The sequence below is a fragment of the Streptosporangium sandarakinum genome (assembly GCF_050942225.1).
In the GTDB taxonomy this organism is placed as follows: domain Bacteria; phylum Actinomycetota; class Actinomycetes; order Streptosporangiales; family Streptosporangiaceae; genus Streptosporangium; species Streptosporangium nondiastaticum.
In genome coordinates this window covers 648178-665098 of record NZ_CP192034.1, presented here as the reverse complement: position 1 = coordinate 665098, position 16921 = coordinate 648178, and the positions used below count along the sequence as shown (strand labels likewise).

The 16921-nt window shown below is 70.6% G+C and carries 14 protein-coding genes, 1 tRNA gene and 2 pseudogenes; 8 read left to right on the top strand and 9 right to left on the bottom strand.

Features of this window, described 5'->3' with window-relative positions:
* Nucleotides 1–4: 4 nt before the first annotated feature.
* Nucleotides 5–550, bottom strand: coding sequence for a GrpB family protein (locus tag ACQP10_RS03200; RefSeq protein WP_433539496.1), 546 nt, complete (start codon nt 548–550; stop codon nt 5–7).
* A 34-nt stretch (nt 551–584) separates the two neighbouring features.
* Here ACQP10_RS03200 and ACQP10_RS03195 point away from each other — a divergent pair.
* The 4 genes and pseudogenes from ACQP10_RS03195 to ACQP10_RS03180 form a co-directional block, all read left to right on the top strand.
* Nucleotides 585–695, top strand: a pseudogene (locus ACQP10_RS03195) (IS5/IS1182 family transposase); the annotation flags it as partial.
* Between the two features lie 33 nt (nt 696–728).
* Complete coding sequence (locus ACQP10_RS03190; RefSeq protein WP_433540846.1) at nt 729–1124, top strand: hypothetical protein; 396 nt, start codon at nt 729–731, stop codon at nt 1122–1124.
* A 25-nt stretch (nt 1125–1149) separates the two neighbouring features.
* A complete protein-coding gene (locus ACQP10_RS03185) occupies nt 1150–2103 on the top strand; it encodes a hypothetical protein (protein ID WP_433540845.1) in 954 nt (317 codons plus the stop codon).
* A gap of 2 nt (nt 2104–2105) precedes the next feature.
* Complete coding sequence (locus ACQP10_RS03180) at nt 2106–2282, top strand: hypothetical protein (RefSeq protein ID WP_433540844.1); 177 nt, start codon at nt 2106–2108, stop codon at nt 2280–2282.
* A 327-nt stretch (nt 2283–2609) separates the two neighbouring features.
* Here ACQP10_RS03180 and ACQP10_RS03175 read toward each other — a convergent pair.
* Nucleotides 2610–2691, bottom strand: a tRNA-Tyr gene (locus tag ACQP10_RS03175).
* Nucleotides 2692–3058: 367 nt separating this feature from the next.
* Between ACQP10_RS03175 and ACQP10_RS03170 the strand changes: the two genes are divergently transcribed.
* The 3 genes from ACQP10_RS03170 (at nt 3059) to ACQP10_RS03160 (ending at nt 5674) form a co-directional block, all read left to right on the top strand.
* Complete coding sequence (locus tag ACQP10_RS03170) at nt 3059–3553, top strand: YajQ family cyclic di-GMP-binding protein (protein ID WP_179820268.1); 495 nt, start codon at nt 3059–3061, stop codon at nt 3551–3553.
* Nucleotides 3554–4072: 519 nt separating this feature from the next.
* Nucleotides 4073–5077: a hypothetical protein gene (locus tag ACQP10_RS03165; protein WP_399498931.1), complete on the top strand. Its 1005-nt coding sequence runs from the start codon at nt 4073–4075 to the stop codon at nt 5075–5077.
* Nucleotides 5078–5098: 21 nt separating this feature from the next.
* The gene (locus tag ACQP10_RS03160) at nt 5099–5674 is read left to right on the top strand and encodes a pyridoxamine 5'-phosphate oxidase family protein (protein ID WP_346017832.1); all 576 of its coding nucleotides are present in this window, start codon (nt 5099–5101) and stop codon (nt 5672–5674) included.
* A 67-nt stretch (nt 5675–5741) separates the two neighbouring features.
* On the opposite strand, the gene htpX is transcribed toward ACQP10_RS03160, so the two are convergent.
* From htpX to ACQP10_RS03125, 7 genes and pseudogenes are all read right to left on the bottom strand, one after another.
* Nucleotides 5742–6593, bottom strand: coding sequence for a zinc metalloprotease HtpX (gene htpX, locus ACQP10_RS03155; protein WP_389991633.1), 852 nt, complete (start codon nt 6591–6593; stop codon nt 5742–5744).
* A gap of 177 nt (nt 6594–6770) precedes the next feature.
* Entirely contained in the window at nt 6771–8549 is a 1779-nt protein-coding gene (locus ACQP10_RS03150) for an NADH-quinone oxidoreductase subunit N (RefSeq protein ID WP_346017834.1), read from the bottom strand.
* Nucleotides 8546–10300, bottom strand: coding sequence for a complex I subunit 4 family protein (locus ACQP10_RS03145; RefSeq protein ID WP_389991639.1), 1755 nt, complete (start codon nt 10298–10300; stop codon nt 8546–8548). The genes ACQP10_RS03150 and ACQP10_RS03145 overlap by 4 nt, the downstream gene beginning before the upstream one ends.
* Nucleotides 10301–10514: 214 nt before the next feature.
* A complete protein-coding gene (locus ACQP10_RS03140) occupies nt 10515–12482 on the bottom strand; it encodes an NADH-quinone oxidoreductase subunit 5 family protein (protein ID WP_433540843.1) in 1968 nt (655 codons plus the stop codon).
* A 209-nt stretch (nt 12483–12691) separates the two neighbouring features.
* Nucleotides 12692–12988: pseudogene (nuoK, locus tag ACQP10_RS03135) on the bottom strand (NADH-quinone oxidoreductase subunit NuoK); the annotation flags it as partial.
* A gap of 1 nt (nt 12989) precedes the next feature.
* The gene (locus ACQP10_RS03130; RefSeq protein WP_179820288.1) at nt 12990–13526 is read right to left on the bottom strand and encodes an NADH-quinone oxidoreductase subunit J family protein; all 537 of its coding nucleotides are present in this window, start codon (nt 13524–13526) and stop codon (nt 12990–12992) included.
* A complete protein-coding gene (locus ACQP10_RS03125; RefSeq protein ID WP_433540842.1) occupies nt 13523–14623 on the bottom strand; it encodes a 4Fe-4S binding protein in 1101 nt (366 codons plus the stop codon). Before ACQP10_RS03125 ends, ACQP10_RS03130 begins: the two co-directional genes overlap by 4 nt.
* A gap of 816 nt (nt 14624–15439) precedes the next feature.
* Here ACQP10_RS03125 and ACQP10_RS03120 point away from each other — a divergent pair.
* Complete coding sequence (locus tag ACQP10_RS03120) at nt 15440–16780, top strand: protein kinase domain-containing protein (protein ID WP_433541871.1); 1341 nt, start codon at nt 15440–15442, stop codon at nt 16778–16780.
* Nucleotides 16781–16921 lie beyond the last annotated feature (141 nt).

Genomic DNA, 16921 nt, shown 5'->3' with positions numbered 1-16921 from the left:
TTGGTCAGGCGTCACTGGGACCGGGAGCCCAGCCGGCGTGCTGGGCCCAGGCGTCAGCGCGCCGGATGATGTCCCATACGAAGGCATCTTTTGCTTGGACGTAGGCGGGACGGTCGTTGCGGAATTTGGCTGCGCAGTGCTTCTTGGCTGCCGCGTACTCGTTCGCGGCAGCCGTGTGGCACCGGAGGTAGTCGCGAAACAGTAGTGGGAACTGCTGTGAGAAGCTGCCCATTTGCCGCACGTGCACGTGGGTCCGGTGCTGACCTGGAGGTTCCCGGAAGTATCGTTTGGTCCGTTCGGGATTGTCCGCCCGGTACACGAGCCCCATCTCTGTCAGCGGGCGCAGGAATGCATCCGTCGCTTCCAGCGATGCCACTGAGATCTGGATGTCAATCACCGGCTTGGCCGCCAGTCCTGGCACCGAGGTGGACCCGATGTGGTCGATACGAGCCACGGCATCACCGAGGGCGACACGTAGGTGCGTGCCCCACTTGGCGAACATGGCTGGCCATGCAGGGTCGTAAGGCATGATCTCGACTGGCTCTCCCATGCTGAGAAGTGTTGCAGGGCTTGCCGCAACCGTGATGTGCGGCTGCCGCCGCCTGCACCGCCGCTACGAGCGCAAGGCCGAGCACTTCCCGGCCTTCGCCGGGATCGCAGCCGCTCTCATCTGCTATCGCAGGCTGGTGGCCTGACGGGCAGCGCCCGGAAATGGGACGATCCACAGCGTGATCGGATGGATGCGCCACACCCCGCGCTGGGCGGTCATTTCGGTCTGCGTAATCGCGGCCGTGCTGCTCTTCGTCGGCGCTTCCGCGCATGTAGCCGACCTTCTCAGCCACGGTCTGCACCCCTACGCCTGGGCACCGAGCTGGCTCAACCTCTACTGGTCGTCGCTGGCGCTCTTTGACACGCTCGCCGCTGCGTTCCTGATCAGGGGCGAACGCCGAGGAACCGACCTCGCGTGCGCCATCATGGCGACCGACCTCGCCGCCAACTGGTACGCGGTCTACGGCATCCAGCACAGCAGCTTCGCCGCCCAGCCTGGCCTTCAACGACTGACCGTCTTCGCCGCACTCGTCCTGGGAACGGCACCATTTATCCGACGACACCTCACCAAATGAGATGACGTCTTAGGAGGCAAACATCATGCTTGTCAATCCGGCGAATGAGTCACAAGAGAGCACACAGCGGGAGGTTCTTCACTCCCTGGGCCATCACTTCTCCGAGGTGCAAGCTCTACTACGGCTCCACAGACGCTACGCCAACCAGATGTCCGCCGGGATTAAGCATGTACGGGAGGAGCTGACATCAGTCTCATTAGGGGCGCCACGCGACCTGCCGCCAACTATCCTCCCTGATCAAATCACCGCGGTCCGCGAAGACCTTCGGACATACCAGGAACGCCTGGTGGAACTCCTAGAGCGCGCAAGGGAGATCGAGGCTTCACTGATTGATCTTGAGCGCCAATCATTGAGCCTTCCGCCTCTTACACATGGGGACCTTGAGGTTATGGTCGAGCGGGTCGGTCCGCCCTACTTGGATGCCGCCCCAGTCACCGTGGGGCGTCCTAAACAAGCCGATAATTTGTACATTCCCATCAGGGACAAGAACCTGCACGTGCGCACTGAGGGGCAGATAGACGCCAAGGTTTTGGAGCAGTTGATGGGCGGGCAGGGCAATGAGATACCGGCGGAGACACCGAGCGAGAGGGCGCTCAGGGGAATAAGGGCTGCGATCGCGAGGGCAGACCCTAAAGAGGTTTCGCCAATGCCAGTTGTTCTGTACCTGGACAACGAAAACGCATATGGAGGTGTACGCGCGACCCTTGAGGCCGCGCTGGACGCCTTCGGGCTGCAGATCGACAAAGAGAGCCCCATAATCCGAGGGTCGATCTGGCAGGCGTTCAGGGCTGTGATCAAGCGTCAGGCAACACCCGACAAGTTGGGGGATGCAGGGGATGCGGCTGTAGCGGGAGCGAAGGCGCGCTGGTACGGAGAACCTCAATCACAGATCACCAAGGCTCAGGGGAAGCGATCGCCGCCCTGCTCGACAAGTTGCAGAGCACAGAGAACGCGCTCCTTGCGTTCAGTAACATCCTGATCGTGAAAGTGGACGGGGTGCCGCTGGTCCGAGAGCTGACACCCGAGCAGGTTGAGCATCTACAGAAGAACCCCGGGTTGTACAACGATCCGCGATCAGCACTCAGCGTCCTTGACGTCGGACTCACCGGCGTGCCAATCGCCAAGCCGGACGAGGGACCGCGAGCCATCACGCAGTAAGAGCGCCCATTCGATGGAGCAGATCAGGCTTCCAGCAGTGGCTCCCCAGCTAGATCCAGTCCATCGGCAGAGTGGAGAGCGGCCTGCAAGCCACCATCGCCCCACCACTTTCCACGGAGGCCCGATCATCAGCGCACACTGCCAGAGCACTAGTAGGGCAAACCTTGTCAGATACGTCCCCAACCAGGGGCCGGGAGATGATCGAAACTTGGCCGCGTATTGGCCGCGGCGAGCCGTAGAGCGTCGCCGCCACCCGTAGAGAGCCGGACAGACGACAAGAGGCCCGACACCGCGTTTCCGCTGGTGACGGGCCTCTTCCTGCTGGTGTGGCAGGTGCAGGACTTGAACCTGCGTAGGCTGAGCCGACGGTTTTACAGACCGCTCCCTTTGACCACTCGGGCAACCTGCCGCGTCATCCGCTCGAAGCGGCGACATGAGAAAGAATAGCGGACTTCGGGGTGTGACGTGACATCGGCGGGATCCGGCTCGTGCGGGCCCGCCGTACGGAGGTCGCGGCCCGCCGTACGGACGGTTTCGTCGCGTGGGAGCTCCGCTGTCACAAGGGATCCCGCGCGCGGAGGTCCCCACCGTGCGGGTCTCGCCGTACGGGGCCCTGCCGTGTGGGGTCACCGTGCGGAGGCCCCGCCGGGGCGGGGCCCGTACCGGCGGTGGGCGATCATTGTCACCGTCATCGGGGTGTTGACGGTGACGTTCGATGTGTGCCGACCGGCGAAAGCGCTAGTGTCGGCGAGAGAGCTAGAGAGGACAGCCAAGGCATGGCCGACAGCAGTTTCGACATCGTCAGCAAGATCGACCACCAGGAGGCCGACAACGCGCTGAACCAGACGGTCAAGGAGGTCGGGCACCGGTTCGACTTCAAGGGCACCGGCGCGAACATCGCCTGGGCGGGCGGGCAGAAGGCCGTCGAGATCCGGGCCAACAGCGAGGAGCGGGCCAACGCCGTCCTCGATGTCTTCAAGGACAAGCTGATCAAGCGCGGGCTCTCCCTCAAGATCCTGGACGCCGGCGAGCCCAAGCTGTCCGGCAAGGAGTACCGGCTCATGGTCAACCTCAAGGAGGGCATCGACCAGGAGCACGCCAAGAAGATCTCGAAGATCATCCGGGATGAGGGGCCCAAGGGCGTCAAGGCCCAGATCCAGGGCGAGGAGCTGCGGGTGAGCTCCAAGAAGCGGGACGAGCTGCAGGAGGTCATCGCCCTGCTCAAGGGCAAGGACCTGGAGATCGCCCTGCAGTTCACCAACTACCGTTGACGCACCGGGAACCAAGGCCCTGATCTGTGGCGTCAGGGCCTTGCTCTCCTGGGAGGGCGCACCCGGGGCATGCGAACGGCGCGTCCGGCTGAGCCCCGCCCTCTCCCGCACGCCGCTCCCCGCCCACCGGGCAGGAAGGCGCACGCGCCGCTTCGACAACGGCACATGCGATCGCTCATCGGATTGAGGAGCGGGAGGACCCGGCCATGTCCGGCGGCGGCCGTGGCCGCGGCACGTCCCGGCCGGAATGACGCACAGGGCACGCGGCCCAGGAGCCATGCCTTTCTGAAGGGCGCGGGACGCTACCGGCCCGTCTCCGCGTCGATCGCCCGTGGCAAGGCGGGCATCCGGGCCATGGGCCGGGGTTCACCGGGAGCGCCGATTCGACATCGGCGAGACTGGCCGGCCGCGCGGGGCAAGGCCGGTCGAGACCGCCGACACCGCCGGAGGAAATGCTCGATTCGCGACCAAACCTTTCGTCCCCGGGACGCATCTATACCGGTGGTGAAAGGAGCGCCGATGAACCCCTCACGCGGCACAGCCGCACTCCTCACCGCCGTGACGGCGGTGACCTCGTTCTTGATCGCGGGTCCGGCGGACGCGAAGACGGAAGCCGTGTCCGCCGACTCCGTCGACTACGCGTGGATCAAGAGCTGCCCTAAGAAGGACTACACCGTTCCCTGCGGGAAGTGGAAGCTGGCCATGCGCAGCGGGAAGACCATCACGCTGACCGACGCGCAGTCCTTCCCCAGGAGGCCCGGAGGCAAGGTCGACAAGGATCTCGGTGCCCCGCTCCGGGTCAGCGGGGACGGCCGGATCGTGAGCTACCTCAAGAACGACCGGTTCGTCGTCCGCGACGTGGGCAGCGGCGAGGTCAGGCCGCTGCCGGGCCGGGCCGCCACCCTCCCCCGGGGAGCCGACGAGGGGGAAGTGTCCATCGCCCTCTCCCCCGACGGCTCGGTCGTCGCGGTCGACTACGGGGACGCGAACGACAGGCTGCCGAGCCTCATCGCCGACCTGAGGACCGGCAAGGTGGCCACGCTGCCGGCGAAGGAGGACGTGGCGGGCTTCAGCCCGGACGGCGAGCATCTGCTGACCACCCGGCAGACCGCCGACAACACCACCGAGTTCTCGGTCTTCGGCAAGGACGGCCGCAGGACCGCGCGCAGGGTCGTCCCGCAGATCGTCGCCAACAACGCCCCGTTCGCGCTGGCCGACGACGGGACCACGGTCGCCGTGGTCGTCGGCAAGGACTCGGGTAAGCCCCGCCTGCACACCTACGACCTGACCTCCGACGCCGTCTCCGGTGCCGTACGGTTCAGCCTGCCGAAGGGCGAGGAGGTGCAACTGCTCGGATGGGGGCCGGCGGGTGCCCTCACCATGTGGAACTACGTCGGCAACGGGGACGTGGGGACCGCCCTCGTGGTGAAGCGGACGGTGGACGCCGAGACCGGCGTCACTCGCAGGCTGCACTCCTTCAAGCCCCGGCGGGATTCGTGGATCTGGTGGGCATCCGGAGAATAGCCACTCGCTATCTTCCCTCCTATGGGGAAAATTCATGACAGGATCGACGACCGGCTGCGCGCGTTCATCGAGGCGCAGCCGGTCTACTTCGTCGCCACCGCCCCCGAACAGGGCGGACACGTCAACGTCTCCCCCAAGGGATACGCCGACACCTTCGCCGTCCTCGGCGACACCACCGTCGCCTACCTCGACCTGGACGGCAGCGGAGTGGAGACCGTCTCCCACCTCCGTCAGAACGGCCGCATCACGATCATGTTCTGCGCCTTCTCCGGGCCGCCCAACATCGTCCGCCTGTACGGCACCGGCCGGGTCGTCCTCCCGGCCGACCCCGACTTCCCCGAGCTGATCCGGAACTTCGGCCCGCACCCGGGCGTCCGGACGATCATCGTCGTCGAATGCGACCGCATCGCCGACTCCTGCGGCTACTCGGTGCCGTTCATGTCCTTCGACCAGGACCGGACGCTGCTGGACGAGTGGACCGGGCGCAAGGACGTCCAGCGCAGGCGCGCCTACCGGGCCAAGCACAACCGCGAGAGCATCGACGGCATCCCCGGCCTCGCCCCCGAGGAGACCGACCCCGTCACCCACCACTCCTGAGGGACGGGTTCCAGCCCCGGCGGTCGTCCTCGCCCCGGCCCTCCGGGAAGAGGACGTCCGCGACGGCTCAGCGGCGGTAGCCGGCCATCCGCTCCAGGCGGGCGACGCGGTCGGCGGTGGGCGGGTGGGTGGAGAACAGGCGGCCGATGCCCGCACCCCGGAACGGGTTGGCGATCATCAGATGGGAGGCGGAGGCGATACGGCCGTTCTCTGGGAGCGGCAGCCGGCGGGCGCCCATCTCGATCTTCCGCAGGGCCGAGGCGAGGGCCAGCGGGTCACCGGTGAGCCGGGCGCCGGACTCGTCGGCCTGGTACTCCCGGGAGCGGGACACGGCCATCTGGATCATCCCGGCGGCGACGGGGCCGAGCACCATCATCAGCAGCGCGCCGAGGAAGCCGGGGCCCTCGTCGTCGTCTCCGCCGCCGAAGAACATGCCGATGTAACCGAGGTAGGTGATCACTGTGGCGAGCGCGGCGGCCACCGAGGAGATCAGGATGTCGCGGTTGTAGACGTGGGACAGCTCGTGCCCGATGACTCCGCGCAGTTCCCGCTCGTCGAGGAGCCGGGTGATGCCGTAGGTCACGCAGACCGCGGCGTTCCGGGGGTTGCGGCCGGTCGCGAAGGCGTTGGGCTGCATCGTCGGCGAGACGTACAGCCGCGGCATGGGCTGGCGGGCCTCGGTGGAGAGCTGGCGCACGATGCGGTAGAGGACCGGCTGCTCGACCTCGCTCACCGGGCGGGCGCGCATCGCCGACAGGGCGATGCGGTCGGAGAAGAAGTAGGCGAAACCGTTGGAGGCCAGCGCGACGAGAACGGCGATCTGCACGCCCGCGCCGCCCCCCAGCCAGGCGCCCACCGCGATGATGACCGCCGACAGCGTGCCGAGGAGGACCGCGGTACGCAGACCGTTGTGGCGCACTGCACCGTCCTTTCGGTGGATGCGATTCGGCCGGTGCCGATTCATCAGTGCCAACGTTTTCGACCAGGTCGAACGTTCCCCGGCCAGGCCGGACGTTCCCCGGGGGCGCTCTGCCGACGGTGATGGACGGCCCCGGCGGAGGCCCGGCCGACGGCGGCGATCCGGGGCCGGGAGCACTCAGCCGATGGTGATGAGTGTCTCCGGCAGGAGGACGAACACCGTCTGCGGGGCGACGGAGAAGAGCACGGCGACGACGGCCGCCAGAGCGATCGCCACACCCGCCGCCACCTGCCCGGTACGGTCGCCGGCCGCCGCGTAGGCTGCTCCCGGCGCGACCGGGACGGCCTCGGGGGCGGTCCCCGCCACGCCCGGAGCCGGAGCTGGAACCGCAGCCATGGCCGGGGCTTCGGCTGGAGCCGGGGTGGTGGTCGCGGCGGGAACAGGGGCCGGGGTGAAGATCCGTACGACCCAGGCGACGTAGTAGTACAGGCCGATCACCGTGTTGACGGCCATCACGGCGGCCAGCCAGCCCGGTCCGCCGCCGACGAGCTCCCGGAACACCACGATCTTGGCGAACAACCCGGCCAGCCCCGGCGGCAGGCCCGCCAGGCAGATCAGGAAGAAGGCCAGCGCCGGACCGGCGATCCGGCTGCGGGCGGCGAACCCGCGGTAGCCGTCCAGCTCGCCCGATTCGCCGCGCCGCGCAGCCAGCATGACCACCGCGAAGGCGCCGAGGTTCATCGCCGCGTAGAACGCCAGGTAGGCGACGGAGGCGTTCATCGCCCGCTCGTCACGGACCGCGAGGGGAGCGAGGATGTACCCCGACTGGGCGACCGACGACCAGGCGAGCAGCCGTACGGCACGGCGCCGGCGCAGGGCCAGCAGGTTTCCGGCGGTCATGGTCAGCGCGGCGACGACCGCGACCAGCGGGGCCCAGACCGGCGCCAGGTTCCGCAGGCCGCCGACCAGGATGAGGATCAGCCCGGCGAACCCCGCGGCCTTGGAGACCACCGAGAGCAGGGCCGCGACGGGGATGGGGGCGCCCTCGTAGACGTCGCCCGCCCAGGCGTGGAAGGGCACCGCGGCCACTTTGAAGGCGAACCCGGCGAGCACCAGGACCGCGGCGACGGCGAGCACGGGCGGCAGGTCGTGACCGATCTGGAGTGAGGACGCGTACGCCCCGTCGACGCCGCCCGCCGTGACGGCGGCCGGCCCGGCCGTCCCCACACCGGAGCCGGATACGGCGCCCGCCGCGGCCCCCGGCACCGCGTGCGGTACCCGGGCCAGCCGTTCGAGGTAAACGGTGCCGGTCAGGCCGTACAGCAGGGAGATCCCGAAGAGCATCACGGCCGTGGAGACCACGGAGACGAGGAAGAGCTTGACGGCGGCCTCCGAACCACGGCCGTCGTAACGCCTGAGCGCGGTGAGGGCGAAGACCGGCAGCGAGGCCAGTTCCAGCGCGACCACCAGCATGACCAGGTCGCGGGAGGCGGGCAGCGCGACCGCGCCGGTCAGCGTGCAGAGCAGCAGGAAGTGCCACTCACCGGCGGGGATGTCACCGAACGACAGCTCGGTCATCGACAGCAGCACCACGATGATCCCGGCGGCCAGCGCGAGCCCGGCGAAGACCAGGGTGAAGCCGTCCACCACGAACGAGCACGGGGGCGCGGCGCCCGTCTCCGGCGCGGTGACCGGGAACGGCGCGCCGGGTCCGGGGGCGGCGGAGCCCGGCAGGCCGGGGGGCACGCAGAAGGTGCGCAGCGGCCCCGCCGCCCGCACGGCCTGGGAGATCACCACGGCGAGGGCGCCGGTCACCCCGGCCAGCGTCACGATCCCGAGCAGTGGCCTGGCGTACGGCGCGCGGGGCAGGAAGACGTCCAGGAGCAGCACGAGCCCGGCGGTGAGCGCCAGGATCAGCGGTGGCGCGACGGCGTAGTAGTCGATCGGCTGGATCACGGCGCCCCCAGGAGGCTTCGGGCCACCGGGCCGGTGACGTCGAGCAACGCCTTGGGCCACAGGCCGAGCAGCAGGATCAGCGCCATGAGCGGCACCCAGGCGACGAGTTCGTGGGGCGCGACGTCCCGCATGCCCCGCCTCCCGTGCCCCCTTCCACGACCGGGGCTCCCCACGTCTGCCGTGTTCTCTCCGCTTTCGGCGTTCCCGGTGCCGCCTGTGTCCGCCGGGCCGACGGCGGCCAGCACCGGGGCGTGGACGGTCTCGACGGGCCGGCCGTGGGTGACGCGGGAGAGCATGGACAGGAAGTACGCGGCGGTCAGGACGGTGCCGAGGCCACCGAGGGCCATGAAGACGAGATAGAGGGAACGCGGCAGGCCCGCCGCCGGCCGGAACGCCCCCAGGAGGGAGAGCACCTCCCCCCAGAAGCCCGCCAGGCCGGGAAGGCCCAGGGAGGCGACGGCGGCGAAGGTGAGCACGGAGCCGAGCCGGGGCAGGCGTGTCAGCATCCCACCGCCGAGCGACGGGATCTCCGCGGTGCCGTAACGCTCCTTGATCGAGCCGACGACGAAGAACAGCAGCGCGGTGATCAGGCCGTGGGCGATGTTGCCGAACAGCGCCCCGTTGAAGCCGGCCGGGGTGAGCGCGGCGAAGCCCAGGAGGACGAAGCCCATGTGACCGATGGAGGAGTAGGCGATCATCCGTTTGAGGTCGCGCTGGGCGAGACAGGCCAGGGAACCGTAGATGATGCCGATCACCGCGAAGGCGCCCAGCCACGGGGCCAGGACGGTGGCGCCGCCGGGGAGCATCGGGACGGCGATGCGGGCGAAGCCGTACGTGCCCATCTTGAGCAGGACGCCCGCGAGGAGCACCGAGCCGACGGTGGGCGCCTCGGTGTGGGCGTCGGGCAGCCAGGTGTGCAGTGGCCACATCGGGGTCTTCACCGCGAGACCGGCGCCGACCGCCAGGAAGGCGAGGATCTGCGCGGCCCGGGACATGCCGGCTCCGTGGGCACGGGCGAGGGCGGTCATGTCCAGGGTGCCGGTCTGCGCCCAGATGAACAGCAGGCCCAGCAGGAGCACCACCGAGCCGAGGAGCGTGTAGAGGATGAACTTGGTGGCCGCCGCCCGGCGGCGGTGACCGCCCCAGACGGCGATCACGAAGTACATCGGGATGAGGACGACCTCGAAGAACACGAAGAACAACAGCAGGTCCAGCGCCAGGAAGGTGCCGATCATGCCCACTTCGAGGACCAGCAGCGTGAACGCCAGGGCCCGCGGGCGGCCGCCGTCCGCGGGCTCGGACGGACGACCGGACACCGCCCCGGGTGAATCGCCGGGCGAAGGCGTGGACGGGCCTCCGGGCAGAGGGGTCACCGAGCGGCCGGGGACGGGTACGCGGCCGGACCCGGCGGGGCGACCCCGGCAGAGGTAGGCGAAGCAGAGGAAGGTCAGCAGCGCGGTCAGCAGGACCAGCGGCAGCGAGACGCCGTCCACGCCGAGGTGGAACCTGAGGCCCAGGCCGGGAATCCACGGCAGGTTCGTGACGAACTGCATCCGGGCCGGGTCGTCGTGGTCGAAGGCGGCGGCCAGGACGGCCGACAGCGCGAGCGTTATCCCGGACACCGCCAGGCCGTACCGGGGGAACCAGCGTTCCCGGGCCGTCGGGCCCCGGGCCGCCGAGCCCACCGGAACGGCCAGCAGGACCGCCCCGGCGAGCGGGACCGCGAGCAACGCGACCGGCAACCAGCTCATGTCACCCGCCACCTCCCGGTCACGGCTCTCTCCGGTGCGGTGATCGGCCCGGCACCGGGAACCCGGGCCTGACCGGGCCGGCGCGCGGAACCGGCTCGGTCCGGAAGCGGCTTCGGGGATGAAGCCGGCCGGTGGGCGGCGTCGATCCGGAAGACGCCGCCGGCCTGCCGGACGAAACCGGCTGGACAGGTGAGGACGGGCCCGCAGGCGGAGGTCATCCGAGCATCACCGCTCCCACCGCGAGAAGCAGGACGCCCGCGAGCAGGCCGGTGACGTAGAGCTGGGCGTTGCCGTTCTGCGCCCGGCGCACCAGGCCCGCCAGCCCGGTGACCGTCCGGCCGGAACCGCGCACCGCTCCGTCCACCACGCGGCCGTCGACACGGGCGACCACGTACGCGAGGAGCAGCGTGGGACGGACGAACACCGCGCGGTACAGCGCGTCGACGGAGAACGCCCGCTCGCAGGGCCCGCGGAGAGGGCCGAGCAGCCGGGCCGGGTCCCGCCGGGGATCGGCCCGCCACACGGCGTGGACCGCGCCGGCGCCCAGCAGTGCGAGCGCGACGCTGAGGACGGCCGTGCCCCAGTGGATGTGGAGCACGCCGGGCAGGCCCAGGAGCAGGGCGGGAACGGCGAGAATGATGATCGGCCAGCGCATGACGGGCGGCGCCTCGTGAACGACGGCGGACGGGACGGGCTCGGAGGCGGGCTCAGGGACGGCGGACGGGGCGGGCTCGGAGGCGGCGGTGCCGGGGAGGCCGGAGAGGGCACGTCCGCCGAAGAACGTCCGCAGCCACGCGCGGGTGGCGTAGGCGCCGGTCACCGCGACGGTGGCGAGCGCGCAGCCGTACAGGAGCAGGGCCACGGGGGCGGCGAGGTGGCCCGCGGACAGGGACCGCTCGACCGCCGCCAGCACCTCGTCCTTGCTGAAGAAGCCACTGGCCGGCGGGAGGCCGGCCAGGGCGGCGAACCCGATCGTCATCGCCGCGAAGGTGACGGGCAGCCCCCGGCGCAGACCGCCCATCGCGCTCATGAGGTTGGAGCCGACCGTGTGGATCACCGCCCCCGCGCACAGGAAGAGCAGGGCCTTGAAAGCGCCGTGGGTGATCAGGTGGAAGACCGCCGCGTCGCGGGAGCCGGCGGCCAGGGCCCCGGCCATGTAGGCGAGCTGGCTGATCGTGGAGTAGGCCAGCACCCGCTTGAGGTCGTCCTGCGCGAGGGCGGCCAGCGCGGCGCCGAGCATGCCGAGCGCGGCCATGACCGCCAGCACGTCCAGGGCGGGTCCGGAGGCCAGGAAGACCGGATAGAGGCGGGCGACGACGAAGATGCCGGCCGCGACCATGGTGGCCGCGTGGATGAGGGCGCTGATCGGGGTCGGACCGGCCATCGCGTCGGGGAGCCAGGTGTGCAGCGGCACCTGGGCGCTCTTCCCGGCGACCCCGGCCAGCAGCAGGAGGGCGGCGGCGAGGATCGTGCCGGGCGGCAGCTCCGGGAGCTTGGCGAGGACGTCGGCGATCCGGAAGCCGCCGGCCGCCGTGCCGAGGACGAAGACGCCGAACAGGAAGCCGACGTCGCCGATCCGCGTGACCAGGAACGCCTTGACCGCCGCCCGCGAGTTGGCCCGGTCTTCCCACCAGTGCCCGATCAGCAGATAGGAGCACAGGCCCATGACCTCCCAGCCCACGTAGAGGACGAGGAGGTCGGCAGCGTAGACGACCAGGAGCATGGCGCTGGTGAACAGGCTGATGAAAGCGCTGTAGGAGGGGTAGCGCCGGTCGTCGCGCAGGTAGCCCACGGAGTAGACCTGGACGGCGAGCGCCACCACGGTGACCAGCACCGCGATCGTCGCGGCGAGGCCGTCGACGAGCAGTCCGACGGAGATCGGCGCCGAGCCCGTGTCGACGGCCACGGACGCCGTGGCGACACGGGCGGTGCCGGCCGACCCGGTGAACCGGGAGAGCCAGTCACCTCCCCCGGTGGCCTGGCCGGCCCGTATGGAATACGCCAGCCAGATCGTGAGCAGCGTGGAGACCGCGGTGGGCACGATCGCGATCCAGGCGGCCCGCCGGTTCGCGGCCGCGTCGGCCGCCCCTCCGCGGAGCCCCTTCGGGAACCGGGAGCCCAGCAGGCCGGCGGCCGCGGCGGCGAGCGGCAACAGGATGGCGAGGACGGCGGCGGTGGTCACGGGCCCTCACCGGGCCCGGGGGAAGGCGGGGACGGGGAGCCGGCCGGAGGCGGAGGTCCGACGGGAGGGGGCCCGGTGGGAGGTGGAGGTCCGGTCCTGACGGGGCCGGAGGCCGGGGAGGATCCGGTGGCGGAGACCGGCCCGGCGGTGAGCGCGGGCTCGGATGCGGATCCGGTGGGGGCGGATCCGGTGGGGGCGGGGGTCTCGGCCAGGAGGCGGAGGCGGTCGAGATCGACGGTCCGGCGGTTGCGGTAGAGGGCGAGAATGATCGCCAGGCCGAGACCGACCTCCGCCGCTGCGATCACGATGACGAACAGGGTGAGGACCTGGCCGGCGTGCAGGCGGTCGCGCAACCACACGTCGAACGCGACCAGATTGAGGTTGACCGCGTTGAGCATGAGCTCGACGGACATCAGGACGAGGATCGTGTTGCGCCGGGCGAGCACGCCGTACACGCCGATGGAGAACAGCAGCGCCGAGACGACCGCCGGGTAGACGATGTGCACGTCAGCCCCTCCCCCGGATGTCGGTGCGGGACAGCACGATGGCGCCGATCAGGGCGGCCAGCAGAAGGACCGAGAGCGCCTCGAAGGGCAGCACCCAGTTGCGGAAGACGCTGGAGCCGATCTCGCCGGCCGAACCGCCACCGGCCCGGAGGGGGGCGTAGGCGGTACGGAAGCCGTCGACCACGACGGTGACCAGGACGGCGGCCGTGGCGAGCGCCACGAGCGCGGCGGCCGGCCGGTTCCCGCTGTCGAGATCGGCCGACCTGCCGATCGGGGCACGGGTGAGCATGATGCCGAACAGCAGCAGGACCACGATCGCGCCGACGTATATCAGCACCTGGACCCAGGCGACGAACTCAGCCGTCAGGACGAGGTAACACCCCGCGAGCGCGCCGAACGTGACGACCAGCCAGAGGGCCGCGTGAACGAGTTGCCTGGTGGTCACCACCAGCAGCGCCGCCCCGACCGCCACCGCGCCGAGCAGCAGGAAGACGATCTCCTGCCCGGTCGGTGACAGATAGGACGGCGCGTCGGTCACTTCTCCTCCTCGGACTCCTCAGCCTGGTCCGTGGCAGAAGTCTGCTCCGCCGGGCCTTCGTCCGGGGGCACACCACCCTGTTCTGTGGATAAGTTCTCGGCGGGCGGGGTGTCCTTCTTCGGGAGCGCGCCCGGCGGGCGGATCGCCCGGACGTCCGAGAACCGGGTGGAGGTCCTCCGTCGCGGCCGTTCCGGCCAGGAAGACTCGGTGGGAGACGGCGGTTGGTCACCGTGTTCGGAACCGGCCGGCGGGGAATCGGCAGACCCGGAGCCCGCGGGCCCGGCACCGGGACCGGGACCGGGGGGAGGAGAACCGGCGGGCTCGGAACCCACCGGCGTGGAGTCCTCGGGCCGTCCTCCCGGGTATTCCACCGGCTCGCCCCCGGCAGGGGGAGCGTCCTTCTTCGGGAGCGCGCCCGGCGGGCGGATCGCCCGGACGTCCGCGCGCCGGGTCGAGGTCCTCCGCTCGGGACGGCGCGGCTCGGAGGACGTGGACGACTCGGGAGAGGTGGACGGCCCGGGAGAGGTGGTCGTCTCCGGCGGGGTGGGGGACGCGGGCGCCTCGGGGGGCGCCGACGGTGTCCCGGCCGCTCCCGGTACCGTCCCGGCCGCTCCCGGTACCGTCCCGGCCGGCCCCGCGGTGGTGCGGGGACGGGCGGGGCGTGAGGCGGCCGCCAGTTCCTTGGGCGGCTCGGCGTTGGGCTCGTGGGCCGGGGGCGGCGGGACCGTCTGCACCCAGGCCGCCAGCCTGTCCTTCTCGTGCAGGAGGTTGCGGATGTCACCGTCGGCGTACTCGAACTCCGGCGACCAGAACAGCGCGTCGAACGGGCACACCTCGATGCAGATGCCGCAGTACATGCACAGCGAGAAATCGATCGCGAACCGGTCGAGCACGTTGCGGGCGCGGGGACGGCCGCCCTCCGGGGCGGGGAGGGTCTCCTTGTGGGAGTCGATGTAGATGCACCAGTCGGGACACTCACGGGCGCAGAGCATGCACACCGTGCAGTTCTCCTCGACCAGGGCGATCACACCGCGGCTCCGGGCGGGCAGATCGGGCCTGACGTCGGGGTACTGCTGGGTCACCGACTTGTTCAGCATGTGGCGAAGGGTGACGGAGAGCCCTTTCGCCAGCCCCACTCCTGGTATCCGTGCCACAACACCACATCATGACGCATGGGGGCGCGCCCGGGAATGCGGCGTCCAGTAAAACGCCCATATCGGACACCGATCCAGCCTCCGAGGGTTGTCCACAGAAGTTATCCACAGACTGTGTGTTCGAGTATCGGACCCCATCCGAAGGCCGATACGGAAAGGACACCCGCGGAGACTGCGGCTGACGGTGGGAATACGTATTGTTCGCGACATGTCCCACCAGTACGGCCCCGGCCGGTACCCGCAGACGCCTCCGCGGCCCTCCACGGGATGGAGCGTGGCCTGGGCCCTGGTGCCCCTGTTCACCTTCGGGATCGGCACGCCGTTCGTCATCGGCCACGCCGCCCGCCGCCTGCGCAGTCCCGGGCTGGCCTTCGCAACCGTCCTGTACGGCATCGCCGTCGCGACGTTCCTGGTCGGGGCCGGCACCTACGGCGACTCGGAGCTGATCCCCACCTGGCTGGACACCATTATGATGATCGGCTTCTTCGGCACCTGGATCGGCGGCCTGGGACACGCGTTGATCATCCGGGGCGCGGTTTTCCGGCGGGAGGGATCCCCGCGGCAGGCGGCGCCGTACGGGTCGTACGAACCGTACGGCGAGCCGTACGGGACGAAGCACGGCTCGCGGCACGGGTCCTCGCACGAGATGACGCACCCCTCACGGCACGGATCGCCGTACGAGGCGCCGCGCCGGCCACCGCACGGTCCCTCCGCCGAGCCGCCGCCCGGATCGCCGTACAAGCCGTACGAACCGCGTGAATCGCACGAAACAGCTCCGCGTGGATCACGGTCACGGTACGGCTCGCCGCCCGGCCCATACGCGCAGCAGAGGACGTCGGCGGGGTCACCGGCCGGGCCCGCCCCGGCGTCACACGGACCGGCTTCGGCGGCACACGGACCGATCCCGGCGGCGCACGGACCGGCTTCGGCTGCGCCCGGGGTAGGTCCGGTGACACCGTACGGACCGACCTCGGCCTCGCACGGAGCGGGTCCGGCGACACCGTACGGGCCGCCGGGGTCCCACGCCCCGGCCGTCGCCGCGCCGCACCCGACTCCCCCGTCCCCGGCCGGGAGCCCGCCTCCCCGCGGGGGCCCCGGCCCGGCGAACCGCCGTACGGCACGTCGCGGACCCCGGCCCACCACACCCCGGGGCCCTACGACCGGCCCTCGCCCGCCGGGACCTTCACCGGAGCCGGCGGGCCCGCCGGCTCCCTCCGCGGCCGCGAAGGCCGCGAAGGCCAGGACAGCCACGACGGCCACCGTGACCGCGGCGGCCGGCACGACGGTCACGACCGTCGTGACCCGCAGGGCGGTCACGACCACGAGGAGCGCCGCCTGGGGCCGTACCGGCTGGTCGGCACCCTCGGCAGAGGCGGCCAGGGCACGGTCCACCTGGCGCTCACCCCCCGGGGGGAGAAGGTGGCGATCAAGGTCCTGCACGAGCACTTCACCGGCGACCCGGTGGTCAGGGAACGGTTCATCCGGGAGGTGGAGGCGACGCGGAGGGTGGCGACGTTCTCCACGGCCCGGGTGCTCGACGTGAACATCACCGACGACCAGGCCTACGTCGTCAGCGAGTACGTCGACGGCGTCTCCCTGGAGCAGCTGGTCCGCGAGCAGGGTCCCCGCACCGAGGACGGCCTGACCCGGCTGGCCTTGTCCACGGCCGGCGCGCTGGCCGCGATCCACCGGGCGGGCGTGGTGCACCGTGACTTCAAACCGGCCAACGTGCTGATCGGCGGGGACGGGCCGCGTGTGATCGACTTCGGCATCGCCCGCGCCCTGGACCAGGCGACGGCCACGGCCACCGGCAGCGTCATCGGCACCCCGGCATACATGTCCCCGGAGCAGATCTCCGGCGAGCACGTCGGCCCGGAGTCCGACGTGTTCAGCTGGGCGTCCACGATGATCTTCGCCGCCTCCGGCCGGGTGGCCTTCGGCGCGGACACCATCCCGGCGATCCTGAACCGGGTGATCAGCCACCACCCCGACCTGTCCTCGCTGCCGTCGTCACTGCGCCCGCTGGCCGCCTCCTGCCTGGACAAGCGGCCCGCCAACCGGCCGACGGCCGCCGACATCATGCTGCGGATCGTGCACTAGCCGTCCCCCGTCCCCGCCGGCGGACAGCGGACGGCTGGAACAGCCGACCGGCGGACGGCTGACGGCTGACGGCTGACGGCTGACGGCTGGAACGGCCGACCGGCGACCGGCGAGAACAGCCGACGGCCGACGGCGAGCGGA